Origin of the sequence: Prescottella sp. D32 (assembly GCF_037287305.1) — a bacterium.
GTDB classification, from domain to species: domain Bacteria; phylum Actinomycetota; class Actinomycetes; order Mycobacteriales; family Mycobacteriaceae; genus Prescottella; species Prescottella equi.
Window position 1 is genome coordinate 452,907 of sequence record NZ_JARBSW010000001.1, and the last position, 18,635, is coordinate 471,541.

21 protein-coding genes are annotated in these 18,635 nt (G+C 69.4%); 17 read left to right on the top strand and 4 right to left on the bottom strand.

The genetic code is table 11. The features are described 5' to 3' along the window. Positions 1-18 precede the first annotated feature (18 nt). The 7 genes from PSS76_RS02070 to PSS76_RS02100 all read left to right on the top strand — a co-directional run bounded on the left by PSS76_RS02070 (position 19) and on the right by PSS76_RS02100 (position 5,734). Positions 19-972 (top strand): SDR family oxidoreductase, encoded by a 954-nt coding sequence (locus PSS76_RS02070; protein ID WP_337455802.1) that lies wholly within the window; start codon positions 19-21, stop codon positions 970-972. Positions 973-1,217: 245 nt separating this feature from the next. Continuing rightward, entirely contained in the window at positions 1,218-1,553 is a 336-nt protein-coding gene (locus PSS76_RS02075; RefSeq protein WP_242420802.1) for an RNHCP domain-containing protein, read from the top strand. Positions 1,554-1,573: 20 nt separating this feature from the next. Then, on the top strand, positions 1,574-1,966 hold the full coding sequence (locus PSS76_RS02080; RefSeq protein ID WP_175271663.1) for an RNHCP domain-containing protein: 393 nt from the start codon (positions 1,574-1,576) through the stop codon (positions 1,964-1,966). A gap of 182 nt (positions 1,967-2,148) precedes the next feature. Continuing rightward, the gene (locus PSS76_RS02085; protein ID WP_005516948.1) at positions 2,149-2,805 is read left to right on the top strand and encodes an ABC transporter permease; all 657 of its coding nucleotides are present in this window, start codon (positions 2,149-2,151) and stop codon (positions 2,803-2,805) included. Next, positions 2,798-3,988, top strand: a complete 1,191-nt coding sequence (locus PSS76_RS02090; protein ID WP_242420801.1) for an ABC transporter ATP-binding protein — start codon at positions 2,798-2,800, stop codon at positions 3,986-3,988. Before PSS76_RS02085 ends, PSS76_RS02090 begins: the two co-directional genes overlap by 8 nt. Further along, complete coding sequence (locus PSS76_RS02095; RefSeq protein WP_005516951.1) at positions 3,985-4,746, top strand: ABC transporter permease; 762 nt, start codon at positions 3,985-3,987, stop codon at positions 4,744-4,746. The genes PSS76_RS02090 and PSS76_RS02095 overlap by 4 nt, the downstream gene beginning before the upstream one ends. A gap of 1 nt (position 4,747) precedes the next feature. Continuing rightward, positions 4,748-5,734 carry a glycine betaine ABC transporter substrate-binding protein gene (locus PSS76_RS02100; protein ID WP_216317370.1) on the top strand — a complete coding sequence of 329 codons (987 nt, stop codon included), beginning with the start codon at positions 4,748-4,750 and terminating at the stop codon, positions 5,732-5,734. 1 nt (position 5,735) lies between these two features. Here PSS76_RS02100 and PSS76_RS02105 read toward each other — a convergent pair whose 3' ends face one another. Together PSS76_RS02105 and PSS76_RS02110 are read right to left on the bottom strand one after the other, a co-directional pair. Beyond that, entirely contained in the window at positions 5,736-6,494 is a 759-nt protein-coding gene (locus PSS76_RS02105) for an IclR family transcriptional regulator (protein WP_084979341.1), read from the bottom strand. Continuing rightward, complete coding sequence (locus PSS76_RS02110) at positions 6,494-8,029, bottom strand: APC family permease (protein ID WP_242420800.1); 1,536 nt, start codon at positions 8,027-8,029, stop codon at positions 6,494-6,496. The genes PSS76_RS02105 and PSS76_RS02110 overlap by 1 nt, the downstream gene beginning before the upstream one ends. Positions 8,030-8,249: 220 nt before the next feature. Between PSS76_RS02110 and PSS76_RS02115 the strand changes: the two genes are divergently transcribed. From PSS76_RS02115 to PSS76_RS02150, 8 genes are read left to right on the top strand one after another with little or no spacing between them, the layout of a single operon-like run. Beyond that, positions 8,250-8,834 carry a MauE/DoxX family redox-associated membrane protein gene (locus PSS76_RS02115; RefSeq protein ID WP_005516957.1) on the top strand — a complete coding sequence of 195 codons (585 nt, stop codon included), beginning with the start codon at positions 8,250-8,252 and terminating at the stop codon, positions 8,832-8,834. Positions 8,835-8,863: 29 nt separating this feature from the next. Then, a complete protein-coding gene (locus tag PSS76_RS02120; RefSeq protein WP_013417526.1) occupies positions 8,864-9,478 on the top strand; it encodes a redoxin domain-containing protein in 615 nt (204 codons plus the stop codon). 27 nt (positions 9,479-9,505) lie between these two features. Further along, positions 9,506-10,213: a methylamine dehydrogenase light chain gene (locus tag PSS76_RS02125; protein WP_005516959.1), complete on the top strand. Its 708-nt coding sequence runs from the start codon at positions 9,506-9,508 to the stop codon at positions 10,211-10,213. Beyond that, the gene (locus PSS76_RS02130; protein ID WP_242420799.1) at positions 10,210-11,541 is read left to right on the top strand and encodes a hypothetical protein; all 1,332 of its coding nucleotides are present in this window, start codon (positions 10,210-10,212) and stop codon (positions 11,539-11,541) included. The genes PSS76_RS02125 and PSS76_RS02130 overlap by 4 nt, the downstream gene beginning before the upstream one ends. Further along, the gene (locus PSS76_RS02135; protein ID WP_242420798.1) at positions 11,538-13,136 is read left to right on the top strand and encodes a multicopper oxidase family protein; all 1,599 of its coding nucleotides are present in this window, start codon (positions 11,538-11,540) and stop codon (positions 13,134-13,136) included. The genes PSS76_RS02130 and PSS76_RS02135 overlap by 4 nt, the downstream gene beginning before the upstream one ends. An 11-nt stretch (positions 13,137-13,147) precedes the next feature. Beyond that, positions 13,148-13,504: a cupredoxin domain-containing protein gene (locus PSS76_RS02140; protein ID WP_216317366.1), complete on the top strand. Its 357-nt coding sequence runs from the start codon at positions 13,148-13,150 to the stop codon at positions 13,502-13,504. After that, entirely contained in the window at positions 13,501-13,827 is a 327-nt protein-coding gene (locus tag PSS76_RS02145) for a cupredoxin domain-containing protein (RefSeq protein WP_337455804.1), read from the top strand. Before PSS76_RS02140 ends, PSS76_RS02145 begins: the two co-directional genes overlap by 4 nt. Positions 13,828-13,865: 38 nt before the next feature. Beyond that, positions 13,866-14,717 (top strand): methylamine utilization protein, encoded by an 852-nt coding sequence (locus PSS76_RS02150; RefSeq protein ID WP_084847759.1) that lies wholly within the window; start codon positions 13,866-13,868, stop codon positions 14,715-14,717. A gap of 46 nt (positions 14,718-14,763) precedes the next feature. Here PSS76_RS02150 and PSS76_RS02155 read toward each other — a convergent pair whose 3' ends face one another. Continuing rightward, entirely contained in the window at positions 14,764-15,618 is an 855-nt protein-coding gene (locus tag PSS76_RS02155) for an LLM class flavin-dependent oxidoreductase (protein WP_005516967.1), read from the bottom strand. 122 nt (positions 15,619-15,740) lie between these two features. Between PSS76_RS02155 and PSS76_RS02160 the strand changes: the two genes are divergently transcribed. Then, the gene (locus PSS76_RS02160) at positions 15,741-16,484 is read left to right on the top strand and encodes a Clp protease N-terminal domain-containing protein (RefSeq protein WP_037084821.1); all 744 of its coding nucleotides are present in this window, start codon (positions 15,741-15,743) and stop codon (positions 16,482-16,484) included. A 12-nt stretch (positions 16,485-16,496) separates the two neighbouring features. Here PSS76_RS02160 and PSS76_RS02165 read toward each other — a convergent pair whose 3' ends face one another. Next, positions 16,497-17,615, bottom strand: coding sequence for a baeRF11 domain-containing protein (locus PSS76_RS02165; RefSeq protein WP_005516969.1), 1,119 nt, complete (start codon positions 17,613-17,615; stop codon positions 16,497-16,499). Between the two features lie 185 nt (positions 17,616-17,800). Between PSS76_RS02165 and PSS76_RS02170 the strand changes: the two genes are divergently transcribed. Continuing rightward, positions 17,801-18,634 (top strand): mycofactocin-coupled SDR family oxidoreductase, encoded by an 834-nt coding sequence (locus PSS76_RS02170; RefSeq protein ID WP_005516971.1) that lies wholly within the window; start codon positions 17,801-17,803, stop codon positions 18,632-18,634. Position 18,635 lies beyond the last annotated feature (1 nt).

Below are 18,635 nucleotides of genomic sequence, written 5' to 3' on the forward strand. Positions count from 1 at the left end.
AGTGGTGGAGGTGGCGGGATGAGGGCACTGGTCCTGGGCGGTTACGGTGCGGTCGGCGCGCCGCTCGTACGGCACCTGCGGGCGGCGGGTATCGAGCCTTCGGTGGCCGGACGCGACGCGGCCCGCGCCGATGTCCTGCTGGACCTCGCCGACACCGGTGCGCTCGAGGCGGCGGCGCGAGCGGTGGACGTGGTGGTGAACGCATCCGGGCGCGAGAACGCCGACGTCGCGCGGGCCGCGGTGCGGGCGGGCGCGGTGTTCGTCGACATCACTGCCACCACGTCGTACTCGCGGGAACTGGAGCGGATCGAAGGTCCGGTCCTGCTCGGTGTCGGTCTGGCGCCGGGGCTCACCGGGTTGCTCGCCTCCGAGGTCGCCGCCACGGGAGCCGGTCCGGTCGAGATCCTCGTCGGGATCGGGGCGGGCGAGCGCCACGGCGCGGCGGCGGCTGAGTGGACGTACCGCCTGCTGGGGGAGCGGTTCGACGACCCGGACGGCTCACCGGTCCGCAACTTCACACGTCCGCAGTCGATTTCGTTGCCGCCCGCAGTCTCCTCGGAGTACCGCGCCTTCCCTGCCGTCCGCGCGGACTTCGCGGATCAGCACGTGCTCACCGCCGGTCTCGGGGTCCCGGTCCGTACCTATCTGCGGATGGACTCGCGGATCGCGACCCTGGGGCTGGCGACGCTGACGTGGGTTCCGGCACTACGGTCCTTGGCACCGACCCGGATGTGGGGTTCCGACCGGTGGATCGCCCTGGCGCGGAACGCGGACGGTGCTTCGCGGTGGGCGACCGGGCGCGGCCAGTCGGAGGGGACCGCCGCGATCACGGCGTGGGCGGTCGCGCGGCTGGCGGAGCGTCCGATCGCCCGGCCGACGTGGTTGCACGACAATGCGACCCTCGCCGAGCTCCGGTCGTCGTCCGCGGCGGATGCGATCGAGTTCGGTGCGGTCGACGGCGCCACTCGGTAATTCGATTGCGCGGTGCGTGCGCCCGTCCTAGGGTTTCGCGAATCCGGCACGTCGGCCGGTCCCTACCCGTATGGAAGTGGTGAATTATGCCCCGGACAGCCGCCGAGCTCCTTCGCGATCCCGCGAACCGCTCCGGCCGGTGATCCGAACCAGACATCGGATCCCCTGTCCGGTGTGATCCTTCCGCGGGGTCGACGACGCTCGGCAACCTTTGCCGCCCAGTCGATCTCACAGAGGAGTTTCCCGTGTCCCACAGCGGCACGCCGATTTCACGCCTGTCCACCTTCACGTGTGTCCGTTGCGGGCTCACCGTGTGCGTCACCACGCCGGACGCCGTCCCGCGTACGCACTGCCCGAACTGCCTCGCCGGCAGGCACGGAGGGTGCGACGCACGAACCCATCCGATCGCGGTCGCCGTGCAACGCGACGGCGACTGGATGCTGATCCATCGATGCACCGGTTGCGATCGTCTCGAGGCCGGTCCGGTGGCCTCGGACGACAACCAGCTGCTGTTGATCCGCATCTCGGTGAAACCGTTGGCGCAACCACCGTTTCCGCTCGAACACCTCGCGCACCTCTGACGCGGCGTGAGGTGATTCGCGTGTCACGCAGGAACGGCAGAACCGAACGTCCGCAGCGCGCCAAACCCGTCCACCGGGACGGCCCGGCACGCCGCGGGACATCCTTCCGCTGCCTGGGCTGCGGATTGGACGTCCCGATGTGGGCGCCCGGCACGGCGCACCGCAACCACTGTCCGACGTGTTTGTGCAGTAGGCACGTCGACCGCACCGTCCCCGGCGACCGTGCGTCGTCGTGTGGCGGCCGGATGGACCCGATCTCCATCTCGGTGCGCGGCGGCGGTGAATGGCTCATCGTCCACCGATGCGGTGCGTGCGGTGCGATGGGTGTGAACCGCACGGCCGGTGACGACAACCCGCTCGCCCTCGTGCGGATCGCGGTGCGTCCGCTCTCGCATCTCGATCGCGTCCGGTAGCCGGTTCTCGGCTCGGAACCGAAGGGTCGGCCCGGACCCGCTCGGGCGATTGCCGTGCGGAAACCGCAATTCCGGGGCAGGGTTGACAGCAAGCGCAGTGCCGCGCGGCCCGAGGAAGGCCCGTCTGCAGTGAGTGGACGGGCCTTTTTCGGGCTTTGTCGCGGCTGAAGGGAGGTTCTGGAGTGGATTTCCAGACCCTGTGGGATTTCGTGTCCGAGCGGCGTCAACAGCTGCTCACGGACTCGTATCTCCATGTCAGCGCGGTCGTCCAGTCGGTGGTGATCGCGGGTGTGATCGCCGTCCTCGTCGGGATCGCCGTCTACCGCAGTCCGATCGGGTCGGCGGTCGCGACGGGTCTGGCCAGCACCGTGCTGACCTTGCCGTCGTTCGCCCTGTTGGGCCTGCTCATCCCCATCCTGGGCCTGGGCGTAGCGCCGACCGTGACCGCCCTGGTCCTGTACGGCCTGCTGCCGATCATCCGGAACACGATCATCGGTCTGGCCTCGGTGGATCCGGCGATCACGGACGCGGCCCGCGGCGTAGGCATGAACCGGCTCCGGGTGCTCACCCGCATCGAGATGCCGTTGGCGTGGCCGTCGATCCTCGCCGGGATCCGGGTCAGTACGCAGATGCTCATGGGCATCCTCGCGATCGCGGCCTACGCGAAAGGCCCGGGCCTGGGCAATCTCATCTTCTCGGGCCTGTCCCGCGTCGGCAGTCCCACCGCCGTACCGCAGGCGCTCACCGGCACCGTTCTCATCGTCATCCTGGCGCTCGTCCTCGATGGACTGCTCGTCCTGCTCGGGCGCCTCACCACCTCGAGGGGGCTTCGTGACTGACCTTCTACCCGCCGAAGAACGAACCGGCAGTGGCGTCGAAATCGTGCTCGACGACGTCGTCAAGCAGTACGCGGGCCAGGACGACCCGGCCGTCGATCATGTGTCGATGACCATTCCCGCCGGTGAGACGGTCGTGTTCGTCGGACCGTCCGGATGCGGCAAGACCACCACCATGCGGATGATCAACCGGCTCATCGAGCCGACGTCGGGCACGATCACCATCGCCGGCCGCGACACCCACTCGATCGACCCCGACCGGCTGCGCCGGGGCATCGGCTACTCGATCCAACAGGCCGGTCTGTTCCCGCACCTCACGGTCGCGAAGAACGTCGCCACGGTGCCCGGGCTGGTCGGGTGGGACAAGAAGCGCACCGCCGAGCGTGTCGACGAGATGCTCGATCTGGTGGGACTGGACCCGGACACGTACCGCGAGCGCTACCCGCGGCAGTTGTCGGGCGGGCAGCAGCAGCGCGTCGGCGTGGCCCGCGCACTCGCCGCGGATCCGCCGGTGCTGCTGATGGACGAGCCGTTCGGTGCGGTCGACCCCATCACGCGCGGACTGCTGCAGGACGAGTTGATGCGACTGCAGTCCGATCTGGGCAAGACCATCGTCTTCGTCACCCACGACTTCAACGAGGCCGTCAAACTCGGCGACCGGATCGCCGTGCTGGGCAGCCAGTCGCACGTGATGCAGTACGACACCCCGGAGGCGATCCTCGCCAACCCGGCCAACGACATGGTCGCCGGGTTCATCGGCGCCGACGCGTCGCTCAAGCAGCTGACGCTCGCCCGGGTTCGCGACATCGAACTGAGCCAGTGCCCCACCGCGTACCGGAACGGATCGGTGGCCGAACTGCGCCGGGAGCTGGCCGAGCAGGACGCGCCGTGGGGCCTGATCCTCGACCCGCGCGATCGCCCGCTGCGGTGGGTCTCGCCCGAGCAACTCGCGACGGCGGGTTCGCTCGAGGACGTCGGCAACCCGGTGGGCGAGAACGTGTCGCTCACCTCCACGTTGCAGGACGCCCTGGAAGCACTGCTGGTGCAGGCGAGCGCGTCGGCCGCCGTCACCGGCCGGCGGGGCGAGTACGCGGGCATCGTGACGATCGACACGCTCGTCCACGCACTGCAGGAGGTACGCGAGGAACACGCCGACGACCACGTCACCGGGGAACTGTCCGAATGACCACCGCCACCGAACAGCAGGCGACCGCGCGCGCCGAACGCATGCGGCTGCTGGTGCAGCCGGTGCTGGTGCTGATCCTGGTAGGCGGCGTGCTGGGCTGGGCGTTCAGCCGGGACCTCAATGCCACGCAGAAGGCGAGCATCAACGTCGCCAACATCGCGACGCTCACGTGGCAGCACGTACTGATCACCGTGGTGGTGGTACTCATCGTGCTGGCGCTCGCGGTGCCGCTGGGTACGTTGCTCACCCGGCCGGGCTTCACGCGGCTGGCGCCGATCTTCGTGGGCATCGCGAACATCGGTGCGGCCGCGCCGGCGATCGGCCTGCTGGTGTTGTTCTACCTCGCGACCCGGACCACGGGATTCTGGATCGGGGTGCTGCCGATCGCGTTCTACTCGCTGCTCCCGGTGCTGCGGAACACGATCCTCGGCTACCAGTCGGTCGATCCGACGCTCGTCGACGCCGGACGAGGACAGGGCATGTCGGCGCTGACGGTGCTGCGCCGCGTCGAGTTTCCGCTCGCGGTGCCGTACATCCTGGCGGGCCTGCGCACGTCGCTCGTCCTCGCGGTCGGCACCGCGACGCTGTGCTTCCTGGTGAGCGCGGGCGGTCTCGGCATCCTCATCGACACCGGATACAAGTTGCGCGACAACGTGACCCTCGTGGTGGGCGCGGTGTTGGCGGTGGCGCTCGCGTTGCTGGTCGACTGGCTGGGCGCGCTCGCCGAGACGTACCTCGGCCCGAAGGGACTGCGCTGACATGAAGGTGATGCGACGAGTCCTGGTCGGCACCGCGGTGGTGCTGGCGACCACGCTGCTGGCGTCGTGCGGCCTCGAATCGGGTGGTGCCCTCCCACTGAAGGTCGGTCCCGGCAGCATCGCGCCCGTCCCCGAGCTCGACGGTGCGCGGATCACGGTCGGCTCCAAGGACTTCACCGAGCAGGTGATCCTCGGCTACATCATCGAGTTCGCACTGTCCGCGGCCGGTGCCGACGTCCGCGACCTGACGAACATCCAGGGCTCCAACAGCACTCGCGACGCGCAATTGGCGGGACAGATCGATGTCAGCTACGAGTACACCGGCACGGGCTGGATCAACTACCTCGGGCACGAAGAGCCGATTCCCGACTCACGAGCACAGTTCGAAGCCGTCCGGGACGAGGATCTCGAGCGCAACGGGATGGTGTGGACGGATCCGGCGCCGATGAACAACACGTACGCGCTCGCCACCAGTCGGGCCACCGCGGAGCGCACCGGGGTGCGGACGTTGTCCGACTACGCAGCCCTGGTGGAGCGGGATCCGGCCGCGGCGACGACGTGCGTCGAGACCGAGTTCAACGTCCGCCAGGACGGCTTTCCCGGCATGGCGGCCGCGTACGGATTCGACCCGGCGCGAGCCGATCGGCGGATCCTGCAGACCGGCATCATCTACCAGGCGACCGCGGACGGCAGCCAGTGCAAGTTCGGCGAGGTGTTCACCACCGACGGCCGGATCGCGGCCCTCGATCTCGTGGTGCTCGAGGACGACCGTCAGTTCTTCCCGAAGTACAACCCGGCGTTGACGATGCGCGAGGACTTCGCCGAGCGGTACCCGGAGGTCGCGGAGGTGATGGCACCCATCTCGGCGGTGCTCACGGACGACGTGATCAGCGAACTCAACAAGCAGGTGGACGTCGAAGGCGAGGACCCCGCGACGGTGGCCAGGCAGTGGCTCGTCGACCAGGGTTTCGTGACAGCGGAGGGCTGAATCACACCATCCCGGTGAGTCCTTCGGCGCCGTCGGCGAGGAACCGGATCAGCTCTCGGTCGGGCTGGACGCGTCCGTCGGCGCCGTGCAGATACAGCCCGCCGACGACGTGATCCGCCCGATCGCGCAGCGGAACCGCGAGTGCGGCCCGGCCGATCCGGGACTCCTGGCACTCGTGAGCGAACCCGTCCAGCACCACCGCCCGCAGGTGCCGGGTCAGCTCGTCGAGGTCGCAGATCGTGAATTCCGTCAGCCGGCGCAGGTCCGGCTCGGGGTGCACGTCCGGGAGATACGCGAGCATCAGCTTGCCGAGGGCGTTGGCGTGCAGGTGCCTCGACAGCATGCCGACGGCCGCGATCTCGTGGTCGGGGTCGCGGTCGACGATGCGCAGCCGGCCGCCCGCGAACGACGCGACGTGGATCGCGAACCGCGTGCGCGACCGTAGTTCCTCCACGGCCTCGTGCAGTGACGGCAGTGTGCCGGTGTCGGCGGCGGCCCGCGCGAGCTCCGCGGTGCGGCGTCCCAGCGCGAAGCCGGACAGGTCCGGCACCCGCACGAGGAAGCCCTCGGCGACGAGCAGATTCAGCATCCGGTAGGCGGTGGCCGGAGGTACACCCGCGAAGCGCGCGATCTCCTTGGCCGTCGTCCCCGGGCCCAGATGCGCCACCGCCTCGAGCATCCCGAGTGCCCGCTGCACGGCCTGCGGTTGTTGCCCGCTGAAGTGCGTGCCCTCGGTGCGGACCTGGGTGCGTGACGGCATCACCGTTCGCCGTCCCGGGCCTGTCGCACGCCGTGTCCGGCGGTCGCGACGATGCGCCGTCGGCCGTCCTCGTCCACGACGAGAACCCCTGCGCCCGGCAGGATGTCGGCTGTCTCGACCGAGTCGAACGCGCCCACCGTGGCGAGACTGTCGGGCCGGGACCGGCGCAACAACTCGTGCCACAACACCCCGGACGACCCGACCAGCGTGAGCGTTGCGGGCACCATCCACGCGTCGTGCACGGTGCCGTCGACGGCGAGGCACGCGAGCAGGCCGGCGCCGAGTACCGTGACGAACACGGCGGCCGCACGGGTCGTTGCGGTGTGCTCGCCGATGCGGCGCAGGAAGCGCAGCGACGCGAAGGCGACGAGCGTGTACGCCGTCACCAGGCCGACCTCGACGACGCCGTCGAACACCGCCGAATCGGCCCGCGCCCACAGCGCGTAGACCGCCGCGCCGGTCAGACTTGCGGAGGAGAAGAGCGCGACCGCGACGTGCGGCGTGCGGAACCGCCGATGTACGCGCGAGAGTGCCGGCGGGAGTACGCGTTCGACGCCCATCGAGTACAGCAGCCGCGATCCGGCCTGCGCGCAGCCGAGGGTGGACGCGAACCACGAGCACGTCATGCCCGCCTTCACCGCGAGCACGACCCCCCACGAGGCACCGGATGCGGTGCCGTCGAAGTAGGCGCCGACGATCACCGAGCCGTGCCCGAGGAGCGACGCGGTGGCGGCGAACACGAAGAGGATCCCGACGAGGACGGGGGAGACGAGGACGGTGCGGGTGACGGTGACGAGGGGGCGTTTGGCTTCCGGGCCGAAGAACGCGGCGCTCTCGAAGCCGGCCATGGACAGCACGGTGAGCATCGCGAGGAAGGGGAGCAGGCTCACGGGCGTCGGCGGCAGATGAGCGCCGGCCGGGGCCGTGCCGGTGGGCGTGCCGATCATGATCGCCACGATCAGGACCAGTGAGAGGCTCTCGACCACCAGGATCGCCCGGGTCGCGAACCGCACACCCCGCACCGCGATCGCGCCGACCACCGCCGCCAACACGGCGATGGTGAGCACCCACGGTGCGGGCCCGTCCAGCCGCAGCCCGAGCAGATCCGCGATGTCGAGCAGACTCCCGGCGGCCTGCGACATGACGGAGATCGAGATGCCGAGGTAGCCGACGACCAGAGCGGTGCCGGTAGCGAGCGCCGCCCGCGCGCCGAGGCCCTGGAACACGAAGCTGTACAGCGATCCGGCGGCCGCGAGGCGGCGGGTGAACTGGGTGATGCACACGGCGACCAGCGCGACCGCCGCCGTCGTCGCGCCGATCACGAGCACGCCCCCGACGCCGGGCCGGTACGCGGTGATCCACAACGCGATGAACACCATCCCGGTGGCGGGCGCGATGGTCGACAACGACTGGCCGATCAGGTCGACCAACGTGAGCCGTCGCCGGCCGAGGGCACGCAACGGTGAATACACCTGCTCCGGTGGGCTTTCCGCCTCCTGTGCACGGGCAATCGCTGCCCGGAGTGCAGCTGTCACGACTCTCGTCCCGTCTGTACGCCCGGTGGTACAGACGCAAGCTAACCCCGGTGTGTTTCGGCCCGGTTACCTTTGCGAACAATGTGCGATTCGCAAGTGGGAATCGCCTTCTCGCCGGCCCCACTCGTGATGCGACGGAACGTTTCGTCACCGTCGCAACGGCGACTTCCGGGACGGCAACGATGGGTCCACACCGTTGGAGAAGGAGGTGGATCCACGCATGCTGTGGACGATGATCGCGGCAGCCGTCGGGGGTGTGCTGCTGCTCGCCGGAGTGCCGAAGGTGCGAGATCGGGAGGGCCTGCTGCGGGTGGTCCGCGGCTACCGGATCCTGCCGGCGTCACTGGAGCGACTGGTCGCGGCGACGCTGCCGTCGGTGGAGATCGCGCTCGGCGTGGCCCTGATCGCGGGCTTCGCCCCGCGGATCGCGGCGGCGGTCGCTACGGTGCTGTTCACCGGCTTCTGTGTCGGGCTCACCGTCAACCTGCTGCGAGGACGCCGCGAACTCGATTGCGGCTGTTTCGCGTTCGGGAACGAGGGCGAGGCGCCGCGGATCGGCTGGTTCCACGCGGTGCGGGCGGCCACGCTGGCCGTCGTCGCCGGGGCGCTCGCGGCCACGACGTCGACGGCCCCGACACCGGCCGAGCACGTGCTGGCGGTCGCCGGCGTGCTCGTGGTGCTGGCCGCAATCGTCGCGGCCGTGCAACTGCGCTCGGTGGTCCACCTCGGACGCCGGCCCGTCGACGCGCACCTGAGCAAGGCATCCATCGAATTGCGTGTCGCATCGGCGATCTCGCGCTACTGACCGACGTTCCCTCACGACAAGGATCGACAATGAACACTTTCCTCCTCATCGCCGTCGTGGTCCTGGCGGTCGCCGTCGCGGTGCTGTTCCTCATGGTGCTGGCGCTCGCCCGCGAGATCGGCCGTGTGCAGGTCCGGCTCGGCCCACTGGGCGCCCGGATGATGGACACCGGCCCCAAGGTGGAACAGGTCGCGCCGTCGTTCCGCGGCCTCACCGACCACCTGGGACGCACCGTCGGCGTCGGCGGGCACCGGGACAAGCCGCAGCTGCTGCTGTTCACCGCGCCCACCTGTTCCACGTGCAAGAGCCTGCTGCCCGGGCTGCGGGCGATGGCGAAGGCCGAGAGGGACCTGGAGATCGTCATCGTCTCCGACGGGACCCCGGAGGAGCACGCGCAGTTCCTGGCCGGCTCTGGGATCGGCAGCGAACTCAGCTACGTCGACGGCCGTGACGTCGGTATCGCCTACCAGGTCGGGACCACGCCGTACGGCGTCATCCTCGACGAGCACGGCAAGATCCGGTCGAAGGGACTGTGCAACCACATGGCGCAGGTCGAAAGTCTGCTCAACGCACTCGAATCCGGTACCCCGTCACTCCAGCACCTGCACGAGCAGGCGAAGACCAACCTCGCCGCGCACGTCTGAAACCCCCATCGAGAACGGAGAGAACACATGTCCGACAAACCGATACACGACGGTCCGGAGATGTACGAGAACCGGTATCCCGTCGACGAGGACACCGTGAGGGAGCAGGCCGCGTGGATGGCCGGATCCGGCGGAACCCTCGCCAGCCGTGCCGGGCGCCGGATGTCCGAGCGTGTGTCGCGCCGGTCGATGATCAGCCGGATCGGCAAATGGACGATGGGCGTTTCCGGTGTGGCGCTGATCAGTTCGCTGCCGGTTACCAGGAGCGCGTTCGCGCAGGAGGCCGCACCGCCGCCCGCGCCGACGCCCGACAAGGACCCACTCGTACCGGTGTACGACGGCAAGGACCCTGCCGAGTGCGAGTACTGGCGCTGGTGCAACATGGACGGCACGTCGTGTGCCGCGTGCAACGGCGGCGGCGTCACGACGTGTGCGCCGGGCAGCAAGCCGGGCGCCGAGTTCTGGGTGGGGTGCTGCACCAACCCCGACACCGGCAAGACGTACCTCATCGCGTACTACGACTGCTGCGGTGCGCCTTCGTGTTCCAATGCCTTCTGCGGCGAGCCGGACATGCAGGCGATCATGTACAACCCGGTCTCCGGCAGCTACGACCAGGAGATCATCTGGTGCGTGTCGGACGAATCCCAATCGTACACGTGCACGATGGCGCCGATCATCGGCGAGGACTGCCAGACCCGTCCCGCCGCCCGTCCCAAGGTCGGAGCCGGCTCATGACCGATGCCTCACGCCGCCTCGTCCGTGGTGCCGCGGCTGCCGTCCCCGTCGCGCTCGTCCTCTCGCTCGCCGCGTGCTCGTCCGACGCGGCCGGTAACGAGTCGGAGTCCTCGCAGGCCACAGCAGGCGAGGTCACCTACCCGAGTGTCCCGTTCACCGCGCCCGGCGCGGGCATCTCGTTGGGACACGACGACCAGGCGATCGGTTCCACCATCCCCGAACCGCTGCACGTCGGCGAGGTCCAGCCGGCCAAGGCGAACGAACTCCTCGCCGTAGCCGGGGGATTCGGCAAACTCGAGCTGGGTGTCAACGTGATCGATCCCGCGACGGGCGTCGCCGCGAGCCGCATCGTGGTGGGTCCCGGAATCTGGGACCCGGTGATCCACGGCTTCGTCGGCGAGAAGACGAGCGACCCGGCAGTGCTCGCCGCCGAGGTGTGGCGTCCGCGGGGGTCCCGCGGGGCGGCCGACTTCACCGTGAGCACCTATTCCGGCAACCTGCTCGAGCCGTCGGAGGCGATGCTGCCCGACTACGCCCGCGTCCACTCGCGGCCCGGTTCGAGTGCGGTGACGTCGGACGGCAAGTACTTCGTCACGTGGGACGACGGGCTCTACGGTGTCCGCGTCGTCGACCTCGCCGCGAAGAAGGAGAGCGGCGCGTTGCAGATCATCGGGTGCGGGCCGTTCACGTGGCTCGACGGACACGAGCTCTACAGCGTGTGCGAGGAGAGCCGCGAGCTGATCCGGATCTCCATCGACGACGCGGGCGTCCCCACCGAGACCGCGCGCACCAAGGTGTTGCCCGACGACTTCGTCAGCGCCCGCGAGGTCACGTGGGCGGCGGACGCGAAGAAGGCGCTGCTCGTCGGCGGCAACGGTGACGTGTACGTGTTCGATTTCGCGAACGGTCTGCCGTCGTCGACGGTGGCTCCGATCGGCAATGCCGGTCAAGAGGGCGGCCGCTTCGCGGGGAACGCGATCGACAACACCGGCAGTCGCATCGCGATCGAGTACACCGACACCGAGATCCATCCGCACTCGGCGCGCGGCGGCGACGTCGTGAAGATCGAACTGCACGACGCCACCACGTTCGCGCCGGTCAAGACACTCGACCTGCCTGCGCTTGGGCTGACCGGGATCGACAGCATGGCGTACGTGGTGGACGGCCGCACGCTCTACGTGCTCGGGGACGGTCCCGAGGTGGACGGTGAGACCGAGAAGACGATCGTCGGCATCGAGTCCGCCACCGGCAACAAGGTCAGCACCGCGAAGGTGACCGGAACCGTCGAGGACATCGGTACGCTCCTCACTCCCCAGGTGCTCCGATGATTCGGCCCGACCGCGGCCCGGTGCTCGACCGCCGCCGATTCTTGCGGCTGAGTTCGCTCGGCGTCGGCGCGGTCGGGCTCGCGGCACTCGGATCGGCCACCGCGGGTTGTAGTTCCGGAACGTCGGATGCGCAGGCGTCGTCGGGCAACCTCGACTACATCCTGCCCACCGATCCGGAAGTCGCACAGGCCGAAGCGGCCCGCGCGGCGAGCGGGGCGACGGCGTCGTTCGCGCTCGCGGCCGCGGTCGGCGCGGTCGATCTCGGTGGCCGCGTGGTGGACACGTGGACGTACGGCGGCAACGCGGTGGCCCCCGAACTGCGGCTCGGCAAGGGCGACCGGGTTCGGGTGTCGGTCGCCAACGGCCTACCCGCGGATACCACGCTGCACTGGCACGGCATACGGATCCGCAACGACATGGACGGTGCGGCACCGGTGACCCAGCCGGCGATCGGAGCGAACGGAGGCACGTTCGAGTACGACTTCGTCGCGCCCGATCCCGGCACCTACTGGTACCACTCGCACAGCGGCCTGCAGGCCGACCGGGGCCTCTTCGGCGCGATGATCGTCGAGGATCCGGACGACAGTACCGGCGCCGATGCGGACGCCGTTCTGGTGCTGGACGACTGGATCGACGGCCTGGGAACCACGCCGGACGCGGTGCTGATGGCACTCAACCCGGCGATCGCCGGCGGGCACGCGGGGCACGGTGGCGGTGCGTCCGCGCCGACGGCTCACTCCGAGGGCGAGATGGGAGTGGCGCAGCAGTTGGTGGCGCAGGGCCACGGCGATTCGACGGCACTGGGCGGTATGACCCAGCACATCGCCTACCCGATGCACCTGATCAACGGGCGCCCGCCGAACGATCCGGCGGCGATCGAGGCGCCGGTGGGGCAGCGGCTGAGAATGCGCATCATCAACGCCGCGGCAGAGACTCCGTACCGATTCGCGGTGGCGGGTCACGAACTGACCGTCGTGGCCGTCGACGGCTTCGACGTCCGGCCGGCCGTCGCGGACACCGTGATCGTCGGCATGGCGCAGCGCATCGACGTGCTGGTCACCGTCCGGTCCGGGGTGTGGCCGGTGGTGGCGAAGGTCGAGGGGCGCGACGGCTACGCATCGACGGTGCTGCGCACACCCGACGCTGTTCCGCTGTCGAATCCCGATGTGGGCGGCGTGGTCCCGGAACTCTCGGGTCGGCTGGTGCTCGAGAGCGAGCTGCGTCCCGTCGACGCGGCGCGTCTGGAGGACCGCACCCCGGACCGGGACTACCGCGTCGAACTCATCCAGGCCGGCGACCGCTACGTGTGGGGCATGGCGGGCGCCGACGCGGGCAAGCTCGTCATGAAACAGGGTGAGCGGGTGCGCATCACGATGACGAACTCGTCGTCGATGTGGCATCCGATGCACACGCACGGGCACACCTTCGCCGTCCCCGCCTACGGGGGGCTGCGCCGGGACACCGTCAACGTGCTGCCCGGCACGGAGCTGGCGATCGAGTTCGACGCCGACAATCCGGGCGAGTGGATGTTCCACTGCCACAACGCCTACCACTTCGAGGCCGGAATGACCGCGAACCTGCGGTACATCCGGTGAGAGGACCGATCATGAAGAGAATCGTCGCACTCGCCGCGGGCCTGATCACGACGGCTGCGCTGGTCACCGGTTGCAGCACTGGGGAGGCCGACGCGGGCGGCAGTGCACCCGCCGCGGTGATCGAGGTGAAGAACATGGCCTACACACCGGCCCAGGTCACCATCGAGAAGGGACAGACCGTGCAGTGGAAGTTCGACGACGCGGGCCTGCCGCACGACGTCGCGGGTGAGGGGGCGCTGCAGGACAAGTTGAAGAGCGAACTGATGACCACCGGCACGTACGAGTACACCTTCGACGACGCGGGCACCTTCGACTATCACTGCACGCCGCACCCGATGATGGTCGGCACCGTCGTCGTGACGGAATGAACCGGCGGTGGTTCGCCGCGCCCGCCGTGCTGCTCTCGCTGGCCGCGGGATGCGCGGACGCGTCGGCCGCCGACCCGGACGCCGTCGTGGTGGTGCGCAATGTCCACTTCGGGCCGATGGACGTCACCGTGCCGGTCGGGGGCACGGTGCAGTGGCGGTTCGAGGACGGCGGCCTGCTCCACCACGTCGGCTCCGACGGAGTGTTCGACAGCGGCATCACGAGCGAAGGGAGCTACGAACACACCTTCGACGCCCCGGGCGTCTACGAGTACCACTGCTCGGTCCATCGCTACATGACCGGCACCGTCACCGTGACCGGCTGACGGACACAGCAATTCGTTCACATGGAAGAGGGATTTCGATGACGGAAACACTCACGCGCGAGTCGCTCGCGCACGCCCCCATCGCGACCGACGTCCCGGAGATCCGGCCCACGCTGCAGAAGGCGGTGTCGATGCCGGCCCGTGCCGCGCTCGTCGCCGGTGCCGCGGTGCTCGGCGCCGGTGTCGGTGCACTCGTCGCCCCGGCGGCGGGCTCGGCCCTGATCGCGTCGGTGGTGGGGGCGGGTGCGCTCACCGCGCTCGCCGCCAACTGGTCGACGTGCGGCATGTCGGTCGCGGGCGTCGTCGCGGCGCCGAAGCAGCCGGGACGCGAGGGCTCGTCGACGCCCGTGCGCCGGCTCGGCTGGCACGCGCTGGGCTCGATCGCCACGGGTGCACCCACCGGCGCCCTGCTCGGTGCGTTGGGCGCCGTCGTGGCGGGCGCGGTCCCGATCGCGTGGGCCGTAGGGGTCTGGGCGGTGCTGGCATTGGCGTACGGCCTGCACGAGATGGGCCTGGTGACACTGCCCGCGCCGATGCGGCGGCGACAGCTGCCCCGGCACCTGCGTCGGTCGATGGCGCCGTGGAAGGTTTCGCTGCTGTTCGGCGCGATGATCGGTCCCGGCTTCGTGATCTTCATCCGGTCCAGCGCCTACTACCTGCTGGCGCTCGGCGTGATCGCGGCCGGATCGCCGGCCCTGGGTGCCGCGCTGTTCACGCTCGTCAGTCTCGGGCGTTGCATGCCGAGCCTGCTCGCGATCGTGCACACCCGCCGCGGGGGATCCATGCCCGGATTCCTCTCCGCGATGTGTGTGGTCGACCGCCGGGTCCAGGTGGTCACGGGCGCGGCCCTCGTAGCGCTCGCGGCCTTCGCCGGGGTGGCGCTCATCTGACGCCTCGGCGCCTCGGGGCGCGGGTCCGGATCCGGGGCCCGCGTCCTCAGCGCCGGGCCGCGACGTCGTCGCGTACCCGCGGGAACACGTCCTGCGCGAGGTAGGTCAGCTGTTCTTCGCTCGCGGCGCCGCCGAGAACGAACGTGTCGATGCCGTGGTCGAGAGCGAGGGCCGTCAACCGCCGTGGCAGTTCGTCGCGGGGAATCTCCTCGCCGACGTTGAGAATCCGCCGGATCTGCGCGGGATCGCGGCCGGCGGCGGTGGCCGCAGCGTCGATCGCCGCACTGGCCGAGGCTATTCCGTCGTCGTCGATGTAACCGAGCGAAGGCAGCCAGCCGTCGCCGATCTCACCGATCAGACGCAGCATCCGCGGCTTGTAGCCGCCGATCCAGATCCCGATGGGGTGCAGGGGCACGGGCCCGGGATGGACTCCGTCCACGGAGTAGAAGTCGCCGTCGAAGCGGATCGCCCGCTCTCCGCTCCACATGAGCCGGATGATCGACACCGCTTCCTCCAGAGCGCGCACCGACTCGCCGGGCGTCCGCCGAGGCCCGCCCATCGCGGCGATCGCATCCCAGAACGCCCCGGCACCCAGGCCCAGTTCGACGCGGCCACCGGTGAGGAGGTCGAGGCTGGCGGCCGCCTGCGCCAGCACGGCGGGTGGGCGCAGCGGCAGACTCGCGACGTCCGGGAACACTGCGAGGTTCTCGGTGCGGGCCGCGATGACGGACAACAGCGTCCAGGCGTCGAGGAAGCGGCGCTGGTACGGGTGATCCTGGATGCCGACGAGATCGAATCCGGCTCGGTCGAGAACTACCGCAGTGTCGAGAAGGCCCTGCGCGGCATCCGCGTCGGGCACGAGGAAGTAACCGAATCGGATGTCGTTGCCGTAGTCGGGCATTGCGGGCTCCTTCGTCGACGACGATCGGTCTTCTCACGATAGGTGCCGGGCGGCGTCTCGGGTACCGAACTGATCGACAACCCAGGGTTGACGACATGGGTTCGTCAACCTACGGTTGTCGTATGACAGATCCCACGCGTATGTCGAATCCCGTGCGCCTCGACGACCTCATCGAGGCGATCAAGAAGGTGCACTCCGACGCCCTCGAACAGTTGACGGACGCGGTCCTCGCCGCGGAACACCTCGACGAAGTGGCCGATCACCTCATCGGCCACTTCGTGGACCAGGCCCGGCGCTCCGGCGCCTCCTGGACCGACATCGGTCGCAGCATGGGCGTCACCAAGCAGGCAGCCCAGAAACGTTTCGTGCCAAAAGGTCCCGAGGAGCCGTCCGATCTCGATGCGAGCCAGGGCTTCAGTCGATTCACCCCGCGCGCCCGCAACGTCGTGATGGCGGCACAGAACGAGGCGCGGGCGGCGGGCAACGACCAGATCACCCCCGAGCACGTGGTGCTCGGGCTCCTCTCGGAACCCGAATCGCTTGCGGTGAAGGCGCTCGCCGCGCAGGACATCGACGCGGAGGCGGTTCGCGCGGCCGCCACGGCGGTGCTGCCCGCACGCGCCGACGAGGTGCCCGACCTGATTCCCTTCGACGCCGGAGCACGCAAGGCGCTCGAGCTCACGTTCCGGGAGGCGCTCCGGCTGGGGCACAACTACATCGGCACCGAACACATCCTGCTCGCGCTGCTCGAGCTCGAGGACCGGGCGGGCGTGCTCGCGGAGCTGGGCGTCGAGAAGGCGGCCGTCGACAGCTACGTCGAGGCGGTGCTGGCCACGATCCTCGAGTCTCGACAGCAGGAGACGTAGTTCGCGCGGGGGTTATTCGGCGAACCGCAGGATCGCCGCGGCCGGAACCTCGTCGGGCACGTCGCCGGACCGCACCGCGAGCACCTTCGCGCCGGTGAGCAGGGCCCGGCGGGCGATCTCGTCGACCACGCCGTACTCGTGGTTGCCGTTGAGCTCGGCGAGGTCGACGGTGCCGGTGTCCGGATCCACCGTGCCGGGCACGACGCCCTCGATGTCGACGAACAGTGTCTCGACCCGCCCGAACGTCGCCGACCGCGCGACGTCGGAGATCTCCACCTGTGCCCGGCCCTTGGACCGCAGGTCGTCGAACTGCTTGCGGATGGTCGCCAGTTGCTGGGCGTAGTAGCCGTCGAGGACTGCCCGGGTGGCCTGCGATATCTGCTCGTCGCTCATTTCCTCCGGATTGCCGTGGATGCCGTCGTCGAGCAGCTTGTGATAGTTGTTCACGGACCGGTAGATCGACGCGGTCGGTTCGGCGGCGGCGAGCACCAGCGGGATGTCCCGCCCGGTCAGCACGCTGCGCAGTTCGTGATCGATGGCGCGGGCATACTCCCGAACCCGGAGTTTGCGGCCTTCGTCGCCCTGCACCCGGCCGTTCACCCGTCCCGGCGGGGTCCGTCCGAGTGACCGTACGCCCGCGTAGCTCGCAGCGTCCTTGGGGAGCCCGGGGACGTCGACCGTCGTCGGCGGCTGATCGGCCGTGACCTCGATCAACCGGACCGACCCCTCGGCGAGGGCCAGCACGTAGGCGGTCTGAGGGAACGTCACCGTCCGCAGCAGCGGCTTGATGTAGAAGCGGTCGCTGACGATGCAGCACGCACCGAGTCGGTTCGGCAACCGGTAGCGGCGGAGTCGGTCCGCCGTCGCGAGAACGACGAGCGTGCGCGCCTGGTAGCGCCAGAACGCCTCGTCCTCGATCAGGTCGTCGAACGCTTGCTCGAATGCCAGTCGCTCCTTGTGATCCTCGATCTGTTCGAGCGCGGACTTGACCTGATTGGTGAATTCGAGCCGGCTCTTGCCCGGATCGTGGATGTCGTCCTCGGTGGGCGTGTAGATCGAGATGCAGGTGCGACCCTCCACCTCGGCGAGCCGGCGAACCTCGGCGTGACTCGGAATATCGCTGTAGAGCATTCCTCGACCTCCCGATAGTTGGTCGCCTTCAGCGTACCCAGGACCGCGACGTCCCGGCAGGGGTTTGGCTCCGGTCTCGGCGCCGAGGGCCGGCGGCCGCGTTTTGCCCGTTGTGTGGAAGAAGGTCTGGACCGCACCGGCATCGGCCCGGTAATGATTTGGGGCAGTTGATGCTTGGAGGAGATATGGGACAGCTCGAAGGTCGGGTCGCGTTCGTCACCGGTGCCGCCCGCGGGCAGGGACGCGCACATGCCCTCGCGCTCGCCGACGAGGGCGCGGACGTGTTCGGCATCGACATCTGCGCCGATGTCACGACCGTGCCGTACCCGCTGGCGACGGTCGACGAACTCGACGAGACCCGTCGCCTGGTCGAGACCCACGGCGTCCGGTGTCGCACCGCCGTCGTGGACGTGCGCGACGGGGCGGCGGTGGATGCCGCGGTCGCGGCCGCCGCAGCCGAATTCGGCAGGATCGACATCTGCGTCGCGAACGCCGGGGTGTGCGCGTTCGCGAAGACGTGGGACCTCACCGACGAGATGTGGGACGCGGTGGTGGACACCAACCTGTCCGGGGTGTTCAAGACGCTGCGGGCCGTGACGCCGCACATGATCGAACAGGGGTACGGACGTATCGTCGCGACGTCGTCGATGGGCGGACACACCGGCATCCCGAACCTGTCGCACTACGTCGCGGCGAAGTGGGGTGTGATCGGCCTGGTGAAGACGTTGGCGCTCGAGCTCGCCCGCCACGGCATCACGGTCAACGCGGTGTGCCCGGGATCGGTGGACACCCCGATGGTGCACAACGAGGCGTTCTACGGGCTGTTCGCTCCGGACGTCGAGCACCCCACCCGGGAGACCGTGGAGTCGCGCTATGCCTCGATCACGCCGATGCGGGTGCCGTGGGTGGCACCGGAGGACATCGCGCACGCGGTGCTGTACCTGGTCTCGGAGCAGGCGCGGTACGTCACCGGGACCTCGCTCGACGTCAGCGCCGGCAGTTCGGCACTGATGCCCTGAC

What these genes read in the sequence shown, in the direction of transcription:
- PSS76_RS02070 (WP_337455802.1), top strand. Translation starts at nt 19, where the DNA reads ATGAGGGCACTGGTCCTGGGCGGTTACGGTGCGGTCGGCGCGCCGCTC.
- PSS76_RS02095 (WP_005516951.1), top strand. Translation starts at nt 3,985, where the DNA reads ATGACCACCGCCACCGAACAGCAGGCGACCGCGCGCGCCGAACGCATG.
- PSS76_RS02100 (WP_216317370.1), top strand. Translation starts at nt 4,748, where the DNA reads ATGAAGGTGATGCGACGAGTCCTGGTCGGCACCGCGGTGGTGCTGGCG.
- PSS76_RS02105 (WP_084979341.1), bottom strand. Translation starts at nt 6,494, where the DNA reads ATGCCGTCACGCACCCAGGTCCGCACCGAGGGCACGCACTTCAGCGGG.
- PSS76_RS02115 (WP_005516957.1), top strand. Translation starts at nt 8,250, where the DNA reads ATGCTGTGGACGATGATCGCGGCAGCCGTCGGGGGTGTGCTGCTGCTC.
- PSS76_RS02120 (WP_013417526.1), top strand. Translation starts at nt 8,864, where the DNA reads ATGAACACTTTCCTCCTCATCGCCGTCGTGGTCCTGGCGGTCGCCGTC.
- PSS76_RS02125 (WP_005516959.1), top strand. Translation starts at nt 9,506, where the DNA reads ATGTCCGACAAACCGATACACGACGGTCCGGAGATGTACGAGAACCGG.
- PSS76_RS02130 (WP_242420799.1), top strand. Translation starts at nt 10,210, where the DNA reads ATGACCGATGCCTCACGCCGCCTCGTCCGTGGTGCCGCGGCTGCCGTC.
- PSS76_RS02135 (WP_242420798.1), top strand. Translation starts at nt 11,538, where the DNA reads ATGATTCGGCCCGACCGCGGCCCGGTGCTCGACCGCCGCCGATTCTTG.
- PSS76_RS02140 (WP_216317366.1), top strand. Translation starts at nt 13,148, where the DNA reads ATGAAGAGAATCGTCGCACTCGCCGCGGGCCTGATCACGACGGCTGCG.
- PSS76_RS02145 (WP_337455804.1), top strand. Translation starts at nt 13,501, where the DNA reads ATGAACCGGCGGTGGTTCGCCGCGCCCGCCGTGCTGCTCTCGCTGGCC.
- PSS76_RS02150 (WP_084847759.1), top strand. Translation starts at nt 13,866, where the DNA reads ATGACGGAAACACTCACGCGCGAGTCGCTCGCGCACGCCCCCATCGCG.
- PSS76_RS02155 (WP_005516967.1), bottom strand. Translation starts at nt 15,618, where the DNA reads ATGCCCGACTACGGCAACGACATCCGATTCGGTTACTTCCTCGTGCCC.
- PSS76_RS02160 (WP_037084821.1), top strand. Translation starts at nt 15,741, where the DNA reads ATGACAGATCCCACGCGTATGTCGAATCCCGTGCGCCTCGACGACCTC.
- PSS76_RS02165 (WP_005516969.1), bottom strand. Translation starts at nt 17,615, where the DNA reads ATGCTCTACAGCGATATTCCGAGTCACGCCGAGGTTCGCCGGCTCGCC.
- PSS76_RS02170 (WP_005516971.1), top strand. Translation starts at nt 17,801, where the DNA reads ATGGGACAGCTCGAAGGTCGGGTCGCGTTCGTCACCGGTGCCGCCCGC.